15 protein-coding genes are annotated in these 20,377 nt (G+C 40.4%); 10 read left to right on the top strand and 5 right to left on the bottom strand.

Annotated elements, in window-relative coordinates; all coding sequences use genetic code 11:
- Positions 1 to 281 precede the first annotated feature (281 nt).
- The gene (locus FLL46_RS10430) at positions 282 to 1,322 is read left to right on the top strand and encodes a 3-deoxy-7-phosphoheptulonate synthase (RefSeq protein WP_142893456.1); all 1,041 of its coding nucleotides are present in this window, start codon (positions 282 to 284) and stop codon (positions 1,320 to 1,322) included.
- Positions 1,323 to 1,522: 200 nt separating this feature from the next.
- Positions 1,523 to 2,539, top strand: a complete 1,017-nt coding sequence (gene trpS, locus FLL46_RS10425; RefSeq protein ID WP_142893455.1) for a tryptophan--tRNA ligase — start codon at positions 1,523 to 1,525, stop codon at positions 2,537 to 2,539.
- Between the two features lie 91 nt (positions 2,540 to 2,630).
- Here trpS and FLL46_RS10420 read toward each other — a convergent pair whose 3' ends face one another.
- Complete coding sequence (locus tag FLL46_RS10420; protein ID WP_142893454.1) at positions 2,631 to 3,227, bottom strand: hypothetical protein; 597 nt, start codon at positions 3,225 to 3,227, stop codon at positions 2,631 to 2,633.
- Between the two features lie 436 nt (positions 3,228 to 3,663).
- Here FLL46_RS10420 and FLL46_RS10415 point away from each other — a divergent pair, with 436 nt between their 5' ends.
- Positions 3,664 to 4,791, top strand: coding sequence for a hypothetical protein (locus tag FLL46_RS10415; RefSeq protein WP_142893453.1), 1,128 nt, complete (start codon positions 3,664 to 3,666; stop codon positions 4,789 to 4,791).
- Positions 4,792 to 4,906: 115 nt separating this feature from the next.
- Here the strand turns inward: FLL46_RS10415 and FLL46_RS10410 are convergent, their stop codons facing one another.
- A complete protein-coding gene (locus FLL46_RS10410; protein ID WP_168204125.1) occupies positions 4,907 to 7,054 on the bottom strand; it encodes a peptide-N-glycosidase F-related protein in 2,148 nt (715 codons plus the stop codon).
- 647 nt (positions 7,055 to 7,701) lie between these two features.
- Here FLL46_RS10410 and FLL46_RS10405 point away from each other — a divergent pair.
- The 4 genes from FLL46_RS10405 to FLL46_RS10390 all read left to right on the top strand — a co-directional run bounded on the left by FLL46_RS10405 (position 7,702) and on the right by FLL46_RS10390 (position 11,448).
- Positions 7,702 to 8,400, top strand: a complete 699-nt coding sequence (locus FLL46_RS10405) for a paraquat-inducible protein A (protein WP_142893451.1) — start codon at positions 7,702 to 7,704, stop codon at positions 8,398 to 8,400.
- On the top strand, positions 8,363 to 9,013 hold the full coding sequence (locus tag FLL46_RS10400) for a paraquat-inducible protein A (RefSeq protein ID WP_142893450.1): 651 nt from the start codon (positions 8,363 to 8,365) through the stop codon (positions 9,011 to 9,013). The genes FLL46_RS10405 and FLL46_RS10400 overlap by 38 nt, the downstream gene beginning before the upstream one ends.
- A 129-nt stretch (positions 9,014 to 9,142) precedes the next feature.
- Positions 9,143 to 10,813, top strand: coding sequence for an intermembrane transport protein PqiB (gene pqiB, locus FLL46_RS10395; protein ID WP_142893449.1), 1,671 nt, complete (start codon positions 9,143 to 9,145; stop codon positions 10,811 to 10,813).
- A 14-nt stretch (positions 10,814 to 10,827) separates the two neighbouring features.
- Positions 10,828 to 11,448, top strand: a complete 621-nt coding sequence (locus FLL46_RS10390; RefSeq protein ID WP_142893448.1) for a PqiC family protein — start codon at positions 10,828 to 10,830, stop codon at positions 11,446 to 11,448.
- Positions 11,449 to 11,604: 156 nt separating this feature from the next.
- Here the strand turns inward: FLL46_RS10390 and FLL46_RS10385 are convergent, their stop codons facing one another.
- Together FLL46_RS10385 and FLL46_RS10380 are read right to left on the bottom strand one after the other, a co-directional pair.
- Positions 11,605 to 12,744, bottom strand: a complete 1,140-nt coding sequence (locus FLL46_RS10385) for a hypothetical protein (RefSeq protein WP_142893447.1) — start codon at positions 12,742 to 12,744, stop codon at positions 11,605 to 11,607.
- Positions 12,745 to 13,130: 386 nt separating this feature from the next.
- Positions 13,131 to 15,983, bottom strand: coding sequence for an EAL domain-containing protein (locus FLL46_RS10380; RefSeq protein ID WP_168204124.1), 2,853 nt, complete (start codon positions 15,981 to 15,983; stop codon positions 13,131 to 13,133).
- A gap of 497 nt (positions 15,984 to 16,480) precedes the next feature.
- On the opposite strand from FLL46_RS10380, the gene FLL46_RS10375 reads away from it, so the two are divergent.
- The 3 genes from FLL46_RS10375 (at position 16,481) to FLL46_RS10365 (ending at position 19,451) form a co-directional block, all read left to right on the top strand.
- Positions 16,481 to 17,569: an acyltransferase gene (locus FLL46_RS10375; protein WP_142893445.1), complete on the top strand. Its 1,089-nt coding sequence runs from the start codon at positions 16,481 to 16,483 to the stop codon at positions 17,567 to 17,569.
- A 211-nt stretch (positions 17,570 to 17,780) separates the two neighbouring features.
- Entirely contained in the window at positions 17,781 to 18,356 is a 576-nt protein-coding gene (locus tag FLL46_RS10370; protein ID WP_142893444.1) for an ATP-dependent Clp protease proteolytic subunit, read from the top strand.
- A 39-nt stretch (positions 18,357 to 18,395) separates the two neighbouring features.
- Entirely contained in the window at positions 18,396 to 19,451 is a 1,056-nt protein-coding gene (locus FLL46_RS10365; protein ID WP_142893443.1) for a PLP-dependent cysteine synthase family protein, read from the top strand.
- A 60-nt stretch (positions 19,452 to 19,511) separates the two neighbouring features.
- On the opposite strand, the gene FLL46_RS10360 is transcribed toward FLL46_RS10365, so the two are convergent.
- The gene (locus tag FLL46_RS10360; protein WP_142893442.1) at positions 19,512 to 20,363 is read right to left on the bottom strand and encodes an AraC family transcriptional regulator; all 852 of its coding nucleotides are present in this window, start codon (positions 20,361 to 20,363) and stop codon (positions 19,512 to 19,514) included.
- Between the last annotated feature and the right edge of the window lie 14 nt (positions 20,364 to 20,377).

The following is a 20,377-nucleotide window of genomic DNA, read 5'->3' as shown; positions in this document are numbered from 1 at the left end:
GGCTGAGCGTTTATATACGCTTAAATGACATTTGAGAAAGTAGAGAACTGCCAGGTATTTCCTGTGCAGTTCTTTTTGTATTAGTATTTGCGTGAAATTGATATTGACATCATAACCAATGAGCTACATCCATCTACTTCGCCGAATGCAACAATAGTAGAATAATAATAGCTTAATGAGGTATTTGGAGATAAGTCTGGTGCTGGTTTGATGTTTAACCCATCGCATGTTAAGTTTGATTCACATTTAAATGCTCAATTTTTACCAAGTTTGTAAACCGTATGACTAAAACATCTGATCGAAGAATCCTCGAAACCCTGAAAATTGTGACGCCGCGAGAAGTGATCGAGGAATTTCCTTCAACACCCTCAATCGATCAGTTGGTCACAAAGACTCGTGATGATATTAGCCAAATATTACATGGCCGAGATCAACGCTTGTTGGTGGTTGTTGGGCCTTGCTCAATTCATGATGTCGATGCTGCGATGGAGTATGGTCAAAAATTAGTCCATCTGCGCGAAAAGCTGAGTGATAAGTTAGAAATTGTGATGCGGGTTTATTTTGAAAAGCCACGCACAACTGTGGGTTGGAAAGGATTGATCAATGATCCTGATTTAGATGGCAGTTTTCAGGTAAGCAAAGGGCTTCGACTGGCCCGACAACTATTATTAGATCTCAATCAAATTGGGATGCCAGCAGGAACCGAGTTCCTCGATATTGTTACCGGGCAATATTACGCCGACTTGATCAGTTGGGGGGCTATTGGTGCTCGTACCACTGAGAGTCAGGTGCATCGTGAAATGGCCTCAGGACTTTCTTGTCCAGTTGGATTTAAAAATGGTACCGATGGCAACATTAAAATTGCGATTGACGCGATTAAGTCTGCTAACAATCAACATATCTTTTTGTCTCCTACACAAGGCGGCACAACGGCAATTTATAAAACCTCTGGCAACGATGACGCTCATATTATTTTGCGCGGCGGTAAGACGCCAAATTATTACTCCGAAAGTGTTCAGGAATGTAGTCGGAAACTCGATGAAGAGAAAATTAAAAGCGGATTGATGATCGATTTTAGCCATGCGAATAGCCTTAAACAATTTGCTAAGCAGATAGAAGTTGGTGAAGACGTTGCCGCTCAAATTGAGTCTGGTCAAAAGAAAATTGCCGGTGTGATGATTGAGAGTCACCTGATTGAAGATCGTCAAGATGTCGTAAAAGGCAAGCCACTGACTTATGGCCAAAGTATTACCGATGCTTGCCTTGGTTGGGATGCCACTGAAGTTTTGCTTCACCGATTAGCAGATGCTGTGCAGGCTTAATTGGTTTGAGCGTCGCCTAAAATTCGTTTGATTGAATTGTCGCTAATAACTGAAGAGAGCCGGCACGATTAAGACTGGCGTGATTAAGAAAATATAGTACATTTGACAACTTTATAAGTTTGCACTTGCAATTAAGCCCTTTATTAGGTTCAATTCAACCCTCATTTTGGCGGGCATTGAATCAAATAACGAGTTAGGCAATGGAAAAGAAAGATAGAGTATTAACGGGCATCACGTGTACAGGCGAACCCCATATAGGTAATTATGTTGGTGCGATCAGGCCCGGAATTGAGGCGTCAAATGACAACAGCAAGGAGTCATTTTTCTTCATGGCTGATTTACACGCCCTGATTAAGTGCCAGTCTCCTAAAACTGTATATAATTCCTCGCTTGCTATCGCGGCAACCTGGCTTGCTTTAGGGATTAACACTGATAATTCTGTTTTCTACCGTCAATCCGATGTTCCTGAAATTTCCGAACTTTGTTGGATCCTTAATTGTGTTGCGGCAAAAGGGTTATTAAACAGGGCCCACGCTTATAAAGCAGCCGTTGACGCTAATCTGGAAAGCAACAACGACCCCGATGCAGCCATTACAATGGGAATTTATTCCTACCCGGTACTTATGTCAGCGGATATTATTATGTTTAATGCCAACAAGGTGCCGGTTGGCAAAGATCAGATCCAGCATGTGGAAATGGCGAGGGATATCGCAGGAAGATTTAATCATATTTATGAAGAATTGTTTGTGTTACCAGAAGTTAGCATTGATAGTTCGACGCCAATCCTTAACGGTCTTGACGGCCGAAAAATGAGCAAGAGCTATAACAATACCATCCCAATTTTCCTGGGTGAAAAAAAATTAAGAAAAACCATTAATAAAATAAAAACTAATCTTCTGGAACCAGGAGAGCCTAAAGACCCTGATAGTTCTACCGTGTTTCAGATTTGGCAAGCATTTGCTACACCAGATCAAACCGCGGAAATGAGGCAGAAATTTGAAAATGGGATTGCCTGGGGTGAAGCAAAGGCGGAGTTATTTGAATTAATTAATGGCATATTGAAAGAGCCCAGAATGAGATATCAAGAGATTGTGGAGAATCCTGAGGGCATTGAATTAGCCTTGAAATCAGGTGCGGAAAAGGCTCGAGATTTGAGTGCGCCGCTACTGGAAAAAGTCAAGAAGGCTGTTGGAATTAGCCCGTTTAAGAAAGTTTAGTGAGTGTCTGCAATAGTTAACACTGGACTACAAAAAAACAAACTGTAGTCCAGCTGATAAATATCAATTCCAAATACGCTAACCGAGGCTGTTATAGTTTGTCGTGTGCACACCAGTAAGCACGACTATTGCTCTTGTTGGCATGACCTTCAAAGTTCCAGATGTCAGGGTCATTGTTGTAAGAAATCGTTCTGTTGCCAACAAAGGCATCGTCATCATCGATCATATTGCCAATCCATTTTCCGTTCGGATTGTATGACGCGTCAAGTGAGCTATACAGATACAAGTAAAACAGGTCTTCATAAGAAGCCACATGAGAGAGTTTGGCTCGACATCTTGCCTGGGCTGTATCGTAGCGCGTTGCGTTTTGAGTGGTGGTTGATATGCAGAGACGAGCTCCGGCTAACCGAAAACCACTACGACAACTTGTGCCAGGAAATATATTGATGTCATTACCTTGAGTTTCGAGCGCCAGAGCTTCCTCTGCACCAGGGTAATCCTGACCATCTAAAGGATTAGTCCCGCCGATGATTTCCGTTTTATCTGGAAATGAATCGAGATCTGAATCTAAAACATAAGTTGAAGTTTCCGGGTCAAAAATGCTACCGCTATTAGATGCAATAACTTCGTTGGATAATGCTGATACTGAAAAAAGAGAGCCAACAATAAGTAGTGATATATTTTTCATCGTTTATTTACCTTTGTTAAGTAGTGAATAAACTTCAAACTAAACAACATACTAATTAGTGCTTCTTGAAGGGATGCCCATTGTATTTATATCAGGTGACAGAATTGTTAATTATCGTCGCCCTTTCTGTAGATTTTTTGAAGCAGATTTTTTCTTTAAGAATTGTCTCAACGATTATCTCAATTTAACTTAATACTGACTCACCTTAAGAAATTCTTAAGAAAAAACTCATGAAAATAATATTTTTTTCGAACGCATTTGTGGCAAGGTCAATGTCCAACATTATTCATGTTGATAATAATGAATTAGTTGAAAAATCTCTTATCTCTCATTGAGAAATTAATCGTCGTTTTTTATGAGAGCAGTGAGGTTGAGTAAAGCTGGTCGATATGGAGAAAGCACGTTTTTTCAAAAAATTTAGAGGAACTATCAAACTATGAAAATGTTAATAAAAACGCGCAATATTTTTGCCTCATCTGCTTTCTCAGTGCTTTTAGGGATGGCAACTTTTTCCGACGTTAAAGCAGCAGAGGCTTGCCAACAAGAAAGAGCTGCATTAGACCATTGCATGGCGCATAACTTCAGAGCACCTGACTGGTGCTACCCAGAGAAGAGTGCTTATCTGGATTGTTTATCGAATGTGAGTTACATCCCTCACTACGCGAATGCTTTCTGGAATTCCAGCTCCAGGCGTCCTAAGAACAATTGTTATAACTATTCAGCGAACAAAGCGACGAATAATTTTGCGCAGCCGGGATATGCTTCAGGGTCACCAACGTTTTCTGACGATCCCTGGTCTTGCACCGCAGTTGCAGCTGGTGCAAAGGGAGATTCAGGTATTAGTGAGACCAGTTATTTCAGCAGCTCAAATAAACGGGATACTTTGCTAGCGTTAGTTGTCGCACCTGGCAGAGATTATCATTGGTATCGGCGAGATTCGAACAATCGTTGGTCTCATAAACCGGGTCAAACCAGTGCCACCAATAAAGACAATAGCGGTAATCTTATCACCGACCCTCGAAATGCAAATCGTGGTATCTATACACTTTTCTGTGGTTTTTTTAAAACGAATAGTGCCAGTCAATCACAGAATACCGGCGCAGCTAATATTGCTGGTTGGATGAGGTCTGCTCAAGTAGCTAAAGAAGGGGACTCAATCGTGTCTGGAGAGGAAGCTTCAAAAATCACATTACTGATATACTCTGGACGAAAAAATCCGACTATGTCATTGAAGGAGTTTAATCAACTGAATTCGGGTGTTCTTTCAAATCAAATGAAAGCACTTGGCAAGAGCAAACAACATTCCGTTTCGATTCAAGAAAATATGCTAGATTTTATTCCTAGCAAGCTTGGATACCAGGGGATCTTAATCGAAGACAATGACGGTTTGTTCGGCCAAAAAGGTGCGCAAATTTTATTACATAACGGTCATGTGAGAGTTAAAGCAATGCCTGACTCTGGCGGTTTTAAACAGCTAAAAATTGACATGTCTGCAATTGAACAAAATGCACTTGAAACGATTGCTCAGCGTTTTAAAATTGATATATCTACATTAATGGAATAACAGTGCCCTAAAGGAATAACTGTATCATCAATGGAGTTATGACTTGAAAAATGCGCCAGCGGACAGGCGCATTTTTTTATTTACGCTTTTTCAATAAAGCGATTGGATAATTTCGTTACTCACATTTTCTGACAAAAGCCCACGGATCCCAGGGGCCGCTTTCGTCAGGCGAAAAGCCCTGTGACCAATAACGAGAACGATACACCTTTCCTGAAAATTCTACATGGGTATCAACCGCAGCATAGACTTTATTTTTTTGCCAGGCTGGATAACCACAATAAGGTGGAGTTATATCAATTGGACGCGGATCAGCAGTACAGTCGCCTAAATTCTCCCAGGGATCCCAGGGACCGCTTTGGTCAGGTGAGAAACCATGAGTCCATCGTCGAGACCGATAAACTTTACCTTTGAAAGAAACTAATTCTCCCGCATTGGCATAAGTTTTATCTGACCGCCAAGTGGTTTCATTACAGTGACCTAAGGTGAAACCTTTAGTAAAAGGAATGTTAATTTGAGTGCCAAAGTCAGCTTGTATCGCTTTTTGAATAACTAAGTGTTGATTCTCATCTTGATAAGATAAACTGGCAGTTCCTCTGCCTGTTCTAGCGTCGGTAAATGGCCAGGACAAACCATTGCCAACCCAGATTGCATTTCCATTACCGAAGTTGGTTTTATCGTTAATGGTTGCCGTGTAACAGCCTGCGGCCAAGTTGTCCAAAGGTTCTTCGTAAAGAGTCTGATTATCAAGTTGATTGTTGCCGATAATTTTTTCACCACTGGCGCTTCGAATTTCATAGCTATTTTCTGACGCAACTTTATTGGTTGTGATAGTAAAATAACTTTTTTCATTAATACGGATCGGTTTATCAAATTGGCTCGTTAGCCGGTTGTCTTTTTCCCATTCGTCTACCTGCCCATTAGGTAAAGTGATGTTAACGAAAAAACGGTTTTCTCCTTCCCAGGTGCCCCAGTTAAATTCCGGCAAAGTAATCTCACTAACTTGCTGGGAATCTACATGGCCTTGCCATTGATATTTGACCGAGCGTCCACCAATTACACCATACTCAATCGCCAAATGAGTCAGTGGTTGAGAACCCGAATTGCGAATTTCAATGACTGCGCCGCCACAGCTGATATTATCTCGATACTGGGCAAGTTTGTTCGGACTTTTTATCGCTAACAGGGTAGCGTCGTTATCGAAGTTGGGGGCGCCATAACCAACAACAACTGCGCTAATGTTGTAGTAAGGCGGCTGTTTGCCAAAAGGGCCGGGACGCCAGGTAAAATCCTCCATATCGAGGTCGATTAAAACAGACTGCTTTTTGCTAGGCAGAGGAACCTTCATACGCTCAGGATAAACCGCTTCTCCCGGGCACCAGTTTGCCCGACTTAAAATCCAGGTTCCAGCTTGAGGATAGACAGGTGTTAGACCGCAATCTTTTAATGGAATTTCATTTTGTGCCACAATTTGTTGGTCAACATTTAGATAATATTCACGGGAACAAAACTCTCCACAAAGTCGCCCCTCTGCGCCCAAAGCGTGCCCATGGCCGGTAATATTAAGCAAAAATTCGGCGCTGTCGGCGTTACTCAGGTCAAGGGTTTTTGGTGTGAGGTAAAGGGATTCCATGGTGTTTGAATCTTTATATCGCCATCTTCCATCACGCCCAAAATAAACATGATTGAGTGAGGTGACATCTCTGGGCGGTGTTCCTTCGGTCAATTCGAAATTGACGGAAACTTTAAATCCGGTATTACGTGCAGGGTCTTTCCAGCCACCATAAAAAGCCCTGATTTTGACATCGCCCTTGAGAATTGGAGTGAAATCAGTCACATCAAATTGATAGTTTGCCTGCCAGTTATTATCAAACCCTTTCAATCCTCGGCTCATATAACCTGCGTACGGCGTTATTATTCTGCCAAGTTCATAAATCTCGTAGTCTTCGAAATTCAGCGGGCTTTCTACTTTGGGAATCCACGCTTCTATTCTGGCGAAATAGTCCCAATCGTTACAGCCATTGTCTGCACATCCCAGGTTGAGGTGCATTATGATACTACGATAACTTTTATCATCTGTGGGAAAGTTGACGAGTTGATCATGGGCGCCTTTTGAGTTTCCGGTATTGGTTAGCCATTGGAGATTTTGTTGAGCCGGTATGAGGATTTTGTCTCCGTCTTTTGCCTGAACAAAGTTCTGAAAGCTTGCGAAAAAAAATAGCCAGGGAAGGCCATTTCTGAAGATTAATTGTATAAATTTTTTCATCATTGATCCTGATTGTTTTTCATTTATCGTTTTAATTTGTTTTTTAGTTTGTAATTTTCAGGATAAGTAATCGTTCGCCATTGAGTTATTTAAGCATTCGTTTTTTAGCGAATGGTTGCCTGTTTATGTCTGTCTTTTTTTGTTTCGGCGAAGTGACGATAACAGATTTTTTTATTTGGTAAATGACAAATCGCAAAGTTAGATGTAGCATAGGGCGAAATCAGGCAAGTCAGACCGTTGGCGACTCCTTGACTGTAGGTGACAATACGCAACTAATCCGCCCAGCCATCGCCTCAAATTTTTCCGTCGATGATTATGGGCTACTAGGTCAGCGCGACATACCAGTGGGTATAGAGCCATAAATCGCTACTGTTACCGAAGAGGAGCTAGGGACATAAGGCGTGATGAAAAAGGAACTAGATGGTAATGATCGGCCGTGTGTAGGCGCCTCTAATTGATAGTCTGCTTGCGACTGAGCTATCTGGTTTGCTAAGGAATGGTTGTACTATTGAGTTTGTAATCGATTGAATTATTTCGTATTCTCATAATGTAGGGGACGTTAGTCTACTTCCCTGAATTAATAAAACCTTGTGTTGAATTTTAAAGTGCAAGCGTTAGCATAGAAATTAATAGGGAAACATTTCCAAATGGCGGTAGATGAAAGCCTGTCACATCATTCGGGGAAGCACCCCGGAGCACAGCAAATAATTGCTTGTCACGAGTGTGATTTGTTGGTTTCGTTACCGCCATTGTCAGTTGGACATAAAGCATCTTGTCCCAGATGTGGTTACGTATTAACGCGAAACTTTCGCGATACTAAACGCAAAATACTGGCATTCTCGTTAACTTCGTTAATTTTTTTGATATTTTCACTGCCGTTCCCATTTTTATCATTTAGTGCAAAGGGTACTGAGCGAGTGTTAACTCTGCTCGAAAGTATTCAAAGTGTCGTGTCTGCTGATTATAGCAGCGTCGCCGTTTTAATTTTTTTAACCACCGTATTAATTCCTGGCGTATTTTTATTGGGGGTTATCTATATTTTTATTTCGTTGAAAAGTAGGGTGCCTTTGCCGTACACACAGCCAATTTTAAAGTTTATTTTTGCTCTATTACCCTGGAATATGGCGGAAATATTTTTGGTGGGTATTTTAGTCAGCTTCATAAAAATTGCGTCTCTGGCAAAAGTCGCGCTAGGACCGTCATTTATTTTCTATACTTTATTTATAGTAAGCTTGGCCCTGACTGTCACTTTTCTTGACAGGCTTCAGGTTTGGCAATGGGTTAGAGACGGTGAGAGAAAAGCAATGAATGAAAACAGAAATAACGGTGAGCAAACCAATGAGTGATGCGAAGCATGATATTTCGGCGTCATTTAAAAATATGCAAGGTTGTCATGTTTGCCTCACTTTGAACAAATTTATTCATTCTCGTTGTCAGTCCTGTGGCGCAAAGTTACATTCAAGAATTAAACATAGTTTACAAAATACAATTGCTTTGTTGATTACTAGCGTTGTATTGTACATTCCTGCTAATGTATTACCTATCATGTACACGAACGTACTTGGACAAAAAACAGCTAATACGATTTTGGGAGGCGTTATTTCGTTGTGGCAAAGCGGTTCTTATCCTATTGCTATCGTTATTTTTGTTGCCAGCGTATTAGTTCCCATTGGTAAAATTATTGCGCTGTTCTGGTTGTGTATTGGTGTGGCGACATCGAAAATTCGCTCTCATGAAAAAAGCCATCAGCTTTATCGAATGACCGAATTTATCGGTCGATGGTCTATGGTTGATGTTTTTGTGGTGGCAATTCTGGTGGCGTTAATTCAAATGGGAAATGTGATGAGTATTTATCCAGGAGCGGCGGTTATCGCCTTTGGCGGCATGGTGGTTGTTACCATGATTGCCGCGATTACATTTGACTCTCGATTAATCTGGGACCCACTTAATCGAGAATAAAGCTAATTAATGTTAATCGACTTATTGAGTAAATAGTGAATAATCATTGCTCAACGAGTGATAAGTCTAAACTGTAAAATAGTTCGGGATTCAATTTAGCCCAAGAAAACAAAAAGCTTTGAGAAAAATATGTTGGACGAAGAAGAAATACCACAAGCCGAAATTAAACCAGTAAAACACGTTTCAAAAATCTGGTTTATTCCAATTGCGGCTTTATTAATCGGCGTTTGGATGGTGTATTACACCTGGAGTAATCAGGGGCCGGCTATTATGATCACCTTTGAAACCGCGGAAGGTTTAGAAATAAACTCAACCAAAGTTAAACTCCGTGATATTACTATCGGTGAAGTGATTGATCTTAAGCTGACTGATGATTTTAAAGGTATTGAAGTTACTGCCAGGCTGGACAAAAATACTGAAGAGTTGCTCAAAGAAGATACCAGTTTCTGGGTCGCTAAACCTCGTATTGGAGCGGCAGGAATATCTGGACTGAATACTATTTTATCGGGCGCTTATATTGAATTATCACCGGGAACTTCAGATGAATCGCGCACTGAATTTGTCGGTTTGGAAAGTCCGCCGGTAACGCCAATCGGAACACCCGGCATTCATATCACTTTAGACAGTGATGATGAGTTTGCTTTTGAAGTCGGCGACCCTATTATCTATAAAGGGTTAACCGTTGGCAGGTTTGAAGATGTTTATTTTAATTTTGAAGAGCGCATTGTTTATTACAATGCATTTATTCGCGCGCCTTATCATGAACTTGTGACCGAAAACACGCGTTTCTGGAATGTGAGTGGGGTACGCATTGATCTCAAGGCTGACGGTATTACTTTGCAAACTGGAAATGTCGAGACGCTGCTAACTAACGGTGTGACCTTTGGCGTGCCGGAAGGAATGCCTCATGGAAAGTCGATCACTGAGCGAGATTTCTTCACCATTTATGGCAGTTATGAAGAAGCAAATTTACAGCGTTTCAGACGTTCTGTTGAATATGTGGTGTTGGTGAGCGATTCAATCAGAGGGCTAAATGTCGGTGCTCCGGTTGAATATCGAGGTGTCAATATTGGCCGCGTTGCAGCGACTAATATTCATGAGGCTGATCATACTGTGTTGTTACAGGAAGATATTAAAATTCCTGTACTGATTAGTATGCAACCAGGGCGGGTTGGACTTCCTGACACTGATGACGGTTTGCGCGGCATGGTTGCACAAACACAATACTGGATAAAAAATGGGTTAAAAGCCAGTTTGAAAACTGGAAATTTATTAACTGGCAGTCTTTATGTTGATCTTCAACATTACGATGATAGTCCGATTGATGAAATTGAGAGGTTTATGGACTTCCCGATTATTCCAACGGTAGAGGATGAGTTTTCGCAAATTGCCAAAAGTGCTTCGGTGTTAGTTGATAACTTGAGTAAGTTACCCTTAGATGAGCTTTCAGGAAATGCCAATCAATTGATTGCTGAATTAACGTCAACAGTGAAAGAATTTAAAAATGCAAGTAAGGGACTAACTCAATTATTGGAAAATACTAACCAACAAGATATCCCAAAACAAATCCAGCAAGCGTTAGAGCAAATAACTTTAACGACAAAGGACTTTTCCGCTGACTCAGCAGGCTACGAAGAACTGACTCGTTCATTAAGAGTGCTACAAGCAACCATGCACGAATTGAAACCAGTGTTGCAACAGTTGAAAAACAAACCGAATAGTTTAATTTTCAGTAGTGAGCAAGATGAAACGATTGAACCTAAGAAAAGCCAATCAGAAACACCGGAACCTTCAAACTAAACAGGAAGTAATCAATGAATAATTATAATATTTTAAGTTTGTGTTTAGTTTTGATGCTTAGCGCCTGTAGTTCTGCACCGAAAAAAGACACGCATTATTACCTGTTGAATAATCATGTTACGGGCGGCTCACTTACAGAGAATATTGCTCAAAGTCAATCTAGTGAAGCGGTATTAATTAAAATTAGACTACCAGAATATTTAATGCAGCCCAACCTCGTTATTCAAATGGGCGAACATCGGTTGCACTACGCTCGTTATCATTTATGGGCAGAAAATTTACAACCTGCAATCACTAAAGCATTAGTGTTTGAAATGAAAAAATCAGCTCACTCTGTTGAACAAGGTACAACTGATAAGCATCTTTACCATTTTGTTGAACGAGAGCAAGCATTTGATGGTCGTAAATCTATCACATTGCAAATCGATCATTTTTACCCCGATGATCGCTCTAAAGTAATTATCTCTGGAAAATACTGGTTAACAGGATTTGATAATGTTTCGTCTTCACAAAGTCAGGCATTTTACATAGAGAAAGTATTGCAAAATGATGGGTATCCTCACGCGGTTAGGCAAATGCGAGGTTTGGTGAGCGAGTTGGCAGTGAAATTAGTTGAAAAGTTAAGGGATGCTTAAATGTTTGAGTTCTGGTTAAGTCGTCTCGATTTAAAAGGTAAGCTGACTTGAATATTGTGTTGACCTAATGAGAGCATCAAAAATCACAGGCTTTTGAGTTTTAATTTCGATATCAAACACTCCTATTAACCAGAGTGCTTGATAAATACTTTGTATTTACGGTCTGCAAGGGTGTGATGAGCCAGGTGTTATGGTTACCGAACGAGTATCCCAATAGCCGCCGATTGTGATAACGCCATTGCGAAAACTGCTGGTCTGAACCCATTCGCGCCAATAGTAGGTAGTGCTCGTTTGGGTGGCTGTGTCACAAACGGGGCCGAATGGGTCATCGTGGTTACCTTCGCTACTGGGATCATTGACAATTTTAGCACCTAAGGCTTGAACCATCGCTTTAAAATCCTGCTCCATGCAGTTGTTTTCGAAAGTTACATTGCTCATATCTTTTATATAATAATTCCCTTTCGAGTCGCGACCGACAAACTGACTTAAACTTGGTCCGTAGCCGCTAGGGTAATCATCTCTTCTGCTCATCCCATTTCCGATCATACTTCCATCCAATGCTAGTCGAGTTGTCCAAGCTCCTCCGTCTTTAATGACGTCAAAACGTAAACGGCCTCCATTAGAATAGTACATTTCAAGTGCTCGGCTTTCGTTACTTAACGCAAGTCCAATTTGAACGTTGGGCGTTTTACCAATGGTGACAGAAATTGAATTAAAGGCGTAGCTGACTCCCGGTGACCAGTTTGACAAAGCTACGTTCAGTTGTCCGTTGATTTCCATTCTGTTATTCCCGGAAAAATAAGTAAATGGCGTGCCACCGCCGCCAGATGTACTACTACATTCACCGGTCAATTCGTCATCGTCATTGATACTGCGCGGAGATATTTTTGAAACGGAGTAGCCTTTCTCTGCTAAAAAATGGTTGTCCATTTCTTTTTGCGCGTTAGATATCATCTTGCGATAAGCCACCAGATATTCGTGCATCTGTCGCAGATAATCTCGGCCTTTTTTGCTGGGCGTCCCTGGAGACATAATGACAAAGTTTTCTTCTTTGACTCCGTCAAAGGTATAACCATAGTTACTACTGGTATCAGTAAACACATAAAATTTAGGGCCAGTCACATACCATTGGTTGTAATTGGCCTCCATTTTGTTGCGAGCTTTGGTTCTGGCCTGGGTGTGGCTGCAGTTTTTGCACACCATAAAATACTCGTCGTTGTGAGGGCGAGCGGCATCGCTAATGTTGATATTAATTAAGAAGAGTATGGCGAGACTTGCGAATATTAACTTTTTCATTCTGTTAGTTCCTTTATCGTTTTGTCCAATCGAATCCTGTTAAATAAAAATTAAGTCTTGTAGTCGCCTGACGTGGTTAATAATAAGAATAGCGATAAACAGTCGTCAAGTTTTGAAAGCCGCGATTGAAAACTAAATGATTTATTATCTTGTCAGGCGATACTTGGTTTCAAAGTTATATTATTAACATGCTATACGTGTCTCCTTTGTTAAGGCATTAAAGCCAGATTTAAAAGGGCCATACAGCTGAATGCTTCCCAAGGAATGAAATGGAAGTCTATGCAAGCATTCAATAGTCGAAAAGGAAAAAGAGTAAGAAGTTAAGCTAGAATTAATCTAATAGAATTTAAGCTAAAGAGTAATGATGATGGTTGAGATAAGTTAAATTAAATAATCCCACTTGTATGACCAAACTGATTAGAGCGTTGTGTTGATTCGATAAGATCATCCAGAATCATTGGCTTATGAATGTAATAGCCTTGAGAATATTCAATGCCTGTTGCTTGCAATAATTTTTGAACTTCATAAGATTCGACATATTCAGCAACGGTTTTAATGCCAATTGTTTGCGCAACTTCATTGATAGATTTAACCATCACCAGGTCAACTGCGTCATTCACAATATTTCTGACAAAAAAACCATCGATCTTCACGTAGTCTACTGGCAAATCTTTTAGGTAGGCATACGAAGAAAAGCCTGTTCCAAAATCGTCAAGTGCAAAATGACATCCCATTGACTTAAATGTTTTAATAAATTTTATCGTATTGTCTAAGCGAGTTATCGCCATACTTTCAGTAATTTCAAAACAAATTTTATCAGGCGCAATCGCATACTCATTGAATGCATGAATAAGAAAATCTTTAAATGATTTTTCTTCAATGGAGGAAACGCTCAAATTAATACTGGCGACTTCTAACTTTTGCATATGCTGAGGATGGCTAGATAACCATTGAAAATAAGTGATAATCACCCAGCGATCAATACTAGGAGCCAGATTATATCTTTCCGCCGCTGGTAAAAAGCTGGCGGGGCTAACAATTCTTCCATCTTGTGCTTTCATCCTGAGCAAAATTTCATAATGTAAAGGTGCATTAGGTCTGATGTTATTGTGTATTTTTTGGTAGCTCAGAAAAAAACTACCTGACTTAAGGGCTTTGGTCAAAGTAGAGATCCAATGCATTTCATGTTGCCTGAGCTGGATATCTTTATCTGACTCTGTAAATACACAAATTCGATTTCTTCCCTGGTCTTTTGCCATAAAACAGGCCGTGTCTGCCATACTTAAAATTCTTTCAATCGATGTTTGCAGTGGGCTAAGTTCAACCAGGCCGATACTGGCACCCAAAGTAAAGTTTTGTTCCTTCCAACGAAATAGAAAGCTCTCAATCGCGCTCTTTAATTGTTCAGCAACTTTCATCGCTTCCTTCTCACCACAATCTTTCAGAAGTACACCAAACTCGTCACCGCCCAGGCGGGCAAGTAAATGCTCTCCATCTAATACTTTAAGAAGTCGTCCTGTCAGTAGTTTTAACAAGTGATCGCCTGCAGTGTGGCCACAGGTATCGTTAACGAGTTTAAATTGGTCAAGGTCAAGATACAGCATGGTATATTTTATTTTTTCCTGACGTATCTTTTCCATCGCCACTTTTAGTTGTCGTTCAAACTCTCTGCGGTTGAACAACTCCGTGAGTGGGTCGTGTCGAGCGAGATATTTAAGTCTCTCCTCAGAAATCTTTCTCGCACTAATATCGATGAGGGAACCTTCAACATATCTTTTGTTACTCTGTTCATCAAAGGCTACTCTGGCGGTGACAGAGCCCCAAAAAGGCCGATAATCTTGGCTGATTAACTGAATTTCGTAGTCGATTACCTGTTTCTGGCTAAATATCTGTTTAATGAGCTTACGCATATCAGATGGATTCGTTGTCAGTTGATTGATATGCGCAATTTTGTTTTTAAGAGATTCCAGGTTTATAAAGCCTAGAGAATTAACGAGTTTTGGATTAGCGCTAATGATTTTACCATTTCCATTGATGGTAAATATTCCTTCTAACGCGTTTTCGTAAAGTTGGTGGTATCTTTCAAGATTATTAATGGCATTATTTTGTGCTTTTTCTTTTTCGCTTTGTTCTTCCTTAATTCTATCTGCCATCGCTAAAGACAATAACAAAACACCGACAATAGCACCGATTATTCCTGAGTTCTCAGTGTAGGCCGAGGAGGCCAATAGTCCTAGCGTACTGAGCGCACTGAGTAGCGTTCCGAATAAAAAAGCAGACCAGGATAACAGGAAAAACCTCGCCGCTTTCACACGATTAATGACTAGGGTTAAACCAATTAAGAATGTGCCGACTGCCGTTGTGATAATACCCGCAGCATGAATTTTCGCTGCTATTAAGTAAGAGACAGAAAACGTCAAGATAAGCATAATTAGTGAACTCGCAATTAATGCGGTGACTAACTTTTTTAAAGTGGGGAACTTTTTGAGCTGAAAAAACTGGACGGTAAAAATATTGAGTGCTAGTGCACCGGTTGCGTTAAAAAACAGGGTTGATTTGTTGTGCCAGTAAACTGATTCAGGCCATAGCCATTGGTAGGCGACGCCATAAAGTGAGGAAAAGTAGCCGACGATTGATAAAGTAAATAAGCTGTAATACAGATAACTGGGATCTCTAATAGAAAAAAATAAGAAAAGATGGTAGCCAGTCATAATCAGCAAGATCCCGAGAAATATTCCATATAAGATAAAATCGGGTAATTGCTCCGCGAAAAAGCTTTTTTGTCTCCAAATAGAAATAGGGACCTTCATTGGGCCTTGCGTGTTAACTCGAATTAACATGTTTTTCTTTTGGGTTGACTTAATCGTCATTGGAAAAAGGTAAGTCGTATACTTTTCAGGGCGACTCATAAAGGGGAGTTGATCACCCGTTAGGAAAACTGGCGAAACGGAATTATTTTCGATCACAAAGAGTTCAATTTCATCAAGTAATGCATAATCAATGTGAAGGTAAAGAGATTGTTTTTCATTGGTAATGTTTTTAACGGATAAGTAATACCAGAAAGTATTAGGTGTCATACCAAAATTGATTTGATCTTCACTCACTCTGGTCCATTGTTCAGAGGGAAGTTGTGCTATCTGTTTTTCGGTTAACCTGTTTTCAAGATCTTCGTAATAGTAGATGTGACCGGCTGGATAAACTGGATTTAAGTCGTCAATTTGTAGAGGTGCGGGAGTCAATGGAGCTGCGGTAAGTTTTATGGCAGGAGCTATCAGACAGAAAGTTATCGAGACAAGTAAACACGATATTCTTGACATTCTCATCTGTGACTACCCATATCCCCGACTTTCACCTGCCAATTCAACTGCTGGAATTACTTGAATTTTGTCGTAAATTCAAAACCTATCTCATAATTATAGTCCATTTGATATATCTTGATTAAAAGTTGGCGTAAAAACTCTGGTTGGTGCCTACATTAATCTCCAATTCGGAGTCTGCTTCCAGAGGACTCGGACCATGGGTGGGATTGTCAGTTGGAAATACTCTAAAAAAATCATCGACATAGCGGAAAACTTGGACTATTTTCAAAGTTGTTTAAAAGTTTTTGGGGATCTTATTTTTTCTGTTATTCAGTGACCTTTCTGTTGTTAACTGCTATTTGAGAAGCATGGAGGGCCAAGATTTTTCTAATGACGCGCATTCAATTTGATAGAAGAAACTCTAACTGGAGATTACGATGGCGCAAAACGGTGATATTTTTTGGGTTCATCTTATCAGAGTGATTTCGGTCATATGCGTCGTCCTTTTGCATTCTGCAGCTCAGGTGTTACAACTTGACGTTACCTATGGCTCAACTGACTGGTGGATTGCTAACGTTATTGATTCCGCTACGCGTATGTGTGTTCCTTTGTTGTTTATGCTGACAGGTTTTTTATTGCTTAATAAGTCAGAAACCATAACACTTTTTTTCCGCAAACGATTGATTAAGGTGGTAGTCCCACTAGTTGCCTGGACTGGCATTTATGCGAGTTGGCTGGTACTGGTTGAGCGGCATAACCCGTCACCAATTTCGCCACTTTCAATAGAGATTTCTGAAAATCTCCTTACCAATTTTCCTGTTTCACTATTTCGGTTTTTATTCGGTCCTGCCTACTATCATCTGTGGTTTCTATACACACTAATCGGACTTTATTTTTGCATTCCTTTATTGAGAGTGTTGGTACAAAATGCGGAACGCCAACTGCTTTGGTACTTTATAATTGCTTGGGGTGTTGCGAGCGTTATTTTTCCAGTTGTCGTGCAAGCGAAGGTATTACTTTCCATCGAGCTAGGAATGGTTACTGGAAACATTGGTTACCTGTTACTCGGCTATCTGCTTGGTACAATAACTATTACCAAAAAACTATTTTTCTGGATGTTACCGCTCTACGTTGTCAGTGTCATTATTACTGCAGTTGGCACCTGGTGGTTGAGTACAACCGACGTACTTAGTTTCTTTTTCTATACTGCGGGTCCGGCGATTCCAACTATGGCAGTTTCAAGTTACCTTATTTTGCGTTATTTAATTGAGTGCCAAAGTGGCTCGCAGTTGTCTTGGTTTAAGCGTGCGACTATTCAACTTAGCCATTGTACTTTTGGGATCTACCTGGTGCATGCGTTGTTTCTATATGCTTTTCACAAAGGGATGTTTGGATTTACACTTGATGCTGTGCAGGGCAGTGCAATACTTTATATTCCACTGACTGCCGTCGCAGTTTATCTGAGCTCTTACCTAGTCGTTGTTCTGTTTCGTCAAGTGCCACTCATCAAGGTAATTGTGCCTTGATCTCATTGTTCTCCAATCAATCCCGTTATTGAATAACCATTGAAATTAATTTCAGCAAGAGATGTTCGGCGTTAATGTTTCGGTGAGATAGCGTTTATTGATATATAATTGTTGAGCTACACTGAATTTGGCTTGATTTCCAGGTTGGTGTTATGTGTTATTTGTATCAACTTTTTGACATCTGATTTAATTTTTAAGACGAGAAAGTAAAATGTTTGATGAAACGAAAGAAAGTGAGAAAGGCGGATTAGGTCTCGCTGAAAAGCTTGCTCTAAAATCGAGAACGGTTTTGATTTATGGAGAAATTAATCATCAACTTGCGCAACGTACTTGTTCGATTTTGCTCGCGTTGGCAGCTGAGTCAAATGAACGGATTAAAATTATTATTTCATCGCCTGGCGGGCATGTAGAGTCGGGCGATTCCATTCACGATATTATTCAATATATCGAGACGCCAATAACCATGATTGGCAGTGGTTGGGTGGCCAGTGCCGGAACTCACATCTTTTTAGCGGCACCTAAAGAAGATAGAGTCGCGCTACCTAACACTCGATTTCTCATCCATCAACCCAGCGGCGGAGCACAAGGTTCAACTGAAGATATTTTGATTCAAACCGAGCAAGTGCTAAAAATGAAAAAAAGAATTGCTGAGCATATCGCAAAAGCAACTTCAAATCCCATTGACAAGGTTTTAAAAGATATTGAAAGAGATTTTTGGATGGACTGTAGTGAAGCTGAAAAATACGGTATCATTTCCCGGGTAATTCAGACCAAGTCAGATATTTGATAAAACAAAAACAGACAAAAATAGTTAGGCGGGAAAATTATGAATAGTTGGATTAGACAATCGGTTAAACGAATTGAGGCTGATGCCCATCGATCAGCTGACACTCACTTGTTTAAACTGAACGTGCCTAAATTAAAAGATGTAAATATCTATCTCAAGGATGAAAGCACTCATCCCACAGGAAGTCTAAAACATCGATTAGCCCGCTCGCTATTTTTATATGCTCTATGTAACGGAAAAATTAGTGAAGAAACCACCATTATTGAGGCATCATCGGGTAGCACTGCGGTGTCTGAAGCTTATTTTGCCAGAATGATAGGTGTACCCTTCATCGCTGTCATGCCTAAGCGAACGGCACAAAGTAAAATCAAACAAATTGAGTTATACGGTGGTCAGTGCCACTTCGTTGACTCCGCCACGCAAATGCATGATGAATCGGTGAGATTAGCTGAATCAATTGGCGGCTATTTTATGGATCAATTTACCTATGCCGAAAGAGCAACCGATTGGCGTGGTAATAACAATATCGCTGAAAGTATATTCAGACAGATGGAATACGAACCTCACTGCGTGCCGACCAAAATTGTTATGAGCGCAGGAACCGGTGGCACGTCGGCAACGCTAGGTCGTTACATTTTATATAAAGGTTATGACACTGAGCTGGTTGTAGTTGATCCGGAAAACTCAGTTTTTTATGATAGTTACATGAGCGGTGATCGAGACATTAAAATTGATAAATCTAGCCGTATTGAAGGAATTGGGCGGCCCAAAGTGGAGCTTTCGTTTCAACCGGATGTTATCAATCGAATGATGAAAATTAATGACACGGCTAGTGTTGCAACTATTTTGTGGTTGGAAAAATTGATTGGTCGCAAAGCTGGCGCGTCAACTGGTACTAATCTTTGGGGCGCATTGAAAGTTGCCGAAGAAATGATGCGTAATGGGCAAAAAGGCTCAATTGTCACCTTGATGTGCGATAGTGGAGAGCGTTACCTCGATACTTATTATAATCCTGGTTGGGTCGCGGAAAACATCGGCGACGTTCAGCCTATATTAGATGAGCTTGATGGTTGGCTTGAGTCTCCATCGTCATAACTGATTAATTCAGTGTTTGTGGATTTGCACTGAATTGAGCACCATAATAATTTGGTAATCCTACTTTGCCTGAATCGGTATGTGCAAATACATTTCACTTTTTGGATCTGCTACATTGTACCCTGACGGATAGAGTTCAAAGTCAGGTTTTTCAATATAGTCATAATTAGATTTCGGTAGCCAACTTCCCCAAATGTACTTGAGCGTTTGCTCAAGATTGGTTATCGAGCCTCTATGGGTAAATTTTGCGTACATTTGTTGCGGCAGTTCTCTCGCAGTCATGCCTTCTGGAATATGATCAAAGTTTGATACTGAGGCGGTGCACACATAACTAAATTTAACCTCATCGCCTTCTTCTTCATAAGATTCATAAATTCCGAATGAATCGTCACCAATCCGGTTTTTTATTTTATCTTTGTAAGGTCTAAACGCTGACCACAGCATCGGTAGGCTGAGATTGGCGTTGTCGTATTGTTTTGCTATTCCAACTAACTTGAGTGCCGGTCTGGAAATAATTTCAGGTTCCATAGAAAGTTCGTCTTGTAAAAAACGCAACATATTCGGGCTGAACTGATCTTTGTAAAGTAGTCGAAAAGGATCGTTTTGTTTGCGGTACTGGGCTGGCGTGATATTAAACAACGTTTTAAATGCGCGTGTAAAAGCTTCCTGAGAATCGAACTGGCAGTCGAGTGCCAAATCTAGAATACCGATATTTTCGCTGAGCAGCCTTTTAGCTGCTACAGTTAATCGCCGTTTCCGTAAATACTCTTTTGGAGTATCGCCGACTAACGCTTTAAATATTCGGCTGAAATGGTAAGTAGAATAATGAGAAGCAGCAGCAATTTCATGCACTGATATTTTGTCATATAAATGTTGCTCAATAAAATCAATACTTTTAAAAAATCGCTGCATTTTAAGACCTCCAT

It is taken from the genome of Aliikangiella coralliicola (assembly GCF_007004725.1).
In the GTDB taxonomy this organism is placed as follows: domain Bacteria; phylum Pseudomonadota; class Gammaproteobacteria; order Enterobacterales; family Kangiellaceae; genus Aliikangiella; species Aliikangiella coralliicola.
The sequence above is the reverse complement of the archived record's forward strand: the minus strand, read 5'-3'. Positions and strand labels throughout refer to the sequence as shown.

What these genes read in the sequence shown, in the direction of transcription:
- FLL46_RS10430 (WP_142893456.1), top strand. Translation starts at nt 282, where the DNA reads ATGACTAAAACATCTGATCGAAGAATCCTCGAAACCCTGAAAATTGTG.
- FLL46_RS10375 (WP_142893445.1), top strand. Translation starts at nt 16,481, where the DNA reads ATGGCGCAAAACGGTGATATTTTTTGGGTTCATCTTATCAGAGTGATT.
- trpS (WP_142893455.1), top strand. Translation starts at nt 1,523, where the DNA reads ATGGAAAAGAAAGATAGAGTATTAACGGGCATCACGTGTACAGGCGAA.
- FLL46_RS10420 (WP_142893454.1), bottom strand. Translation starts at nt 3,227, where the DNA reads ATGAAAAATATATCACTACTTATTGTTGGCTCTCTTTTTTCAGTATCA.
- FLL46_RS10385 (WP_142893447.1), bottom strand. Translation starts at nt 12,744, where the DNA reads ATGAAAAAGTTAATATTCGCAAGTCTCGCCATACTCTTCTTAATTAAT.
- FLL46_RS10405 (WP_142893451.1), top strand. Translation starts at nt 7,702, where the DNA reads ATGGCGGTAGATGAAAGCCTGTCACATCATTCGGGGAAGCACCCCGGA.
- pqiB (WP_142893449.1), top strand. Translation starts at nt 9,143, where the DNA reads ATGTTGGACGAAGAAGAAATACCACAAGCCGAAATTAAACCAGTAAAA.
- FLL46_RS10390 (WP_142893448.1), top strand. Translation starts at nt 10,828, where the DNA reads ATGAATAATTATAATATTTTAAGTTTGTGTTTAGTTTTGATGCTTAGC.
- FLL46_RS10370 (WP_142893444.1), top strand. Translation starts at nt 17,781, where the DNA reads ATGTTTGATGAAACGAAAGAAAGTGAGAAAGGCGGATTAGGTCTCGCT.
- FLL46_RS10365 (WP_142893443.1), top strand. Translation starts at nt 18,396, where the DNA reads ATGAATAGTTGGATTAGACAATCGGTTAAACGAATTGAGGCTGATGCC.
- FLL46_RS10415 (WP_142893453.1), top strand. Translation starts at nt 3,664, where the DNA reads ATGAAAATGTTAATAAAAACGCGCAATATTTTTGCCTCATCTGCTTTC.
- FLL46_RS10410 (WP_168204125.1), bottom strand. Translation starts at nt 7,054, where the DNA reads ATGAAAAAATTTATACAATTAATCTTCAGAAATGGCCTTCCCTGGCTA.
- FLL46_RS10400 (WP_142893450.1), top strand. Translation starts at nt 8,363, where the DNA reads ATGAAAACAGAAATAACGGTGAGCAAACCAATGAGTGATGCGAAGCAT.
- FLL46_RS10360 (WP_142893442.1), bottom strand. Translation starts at nt 20,363, where the DNA reads ATGCAGCGATTTTTTAAAAGTATTGATTTTATTGAGCAACATTTATAT.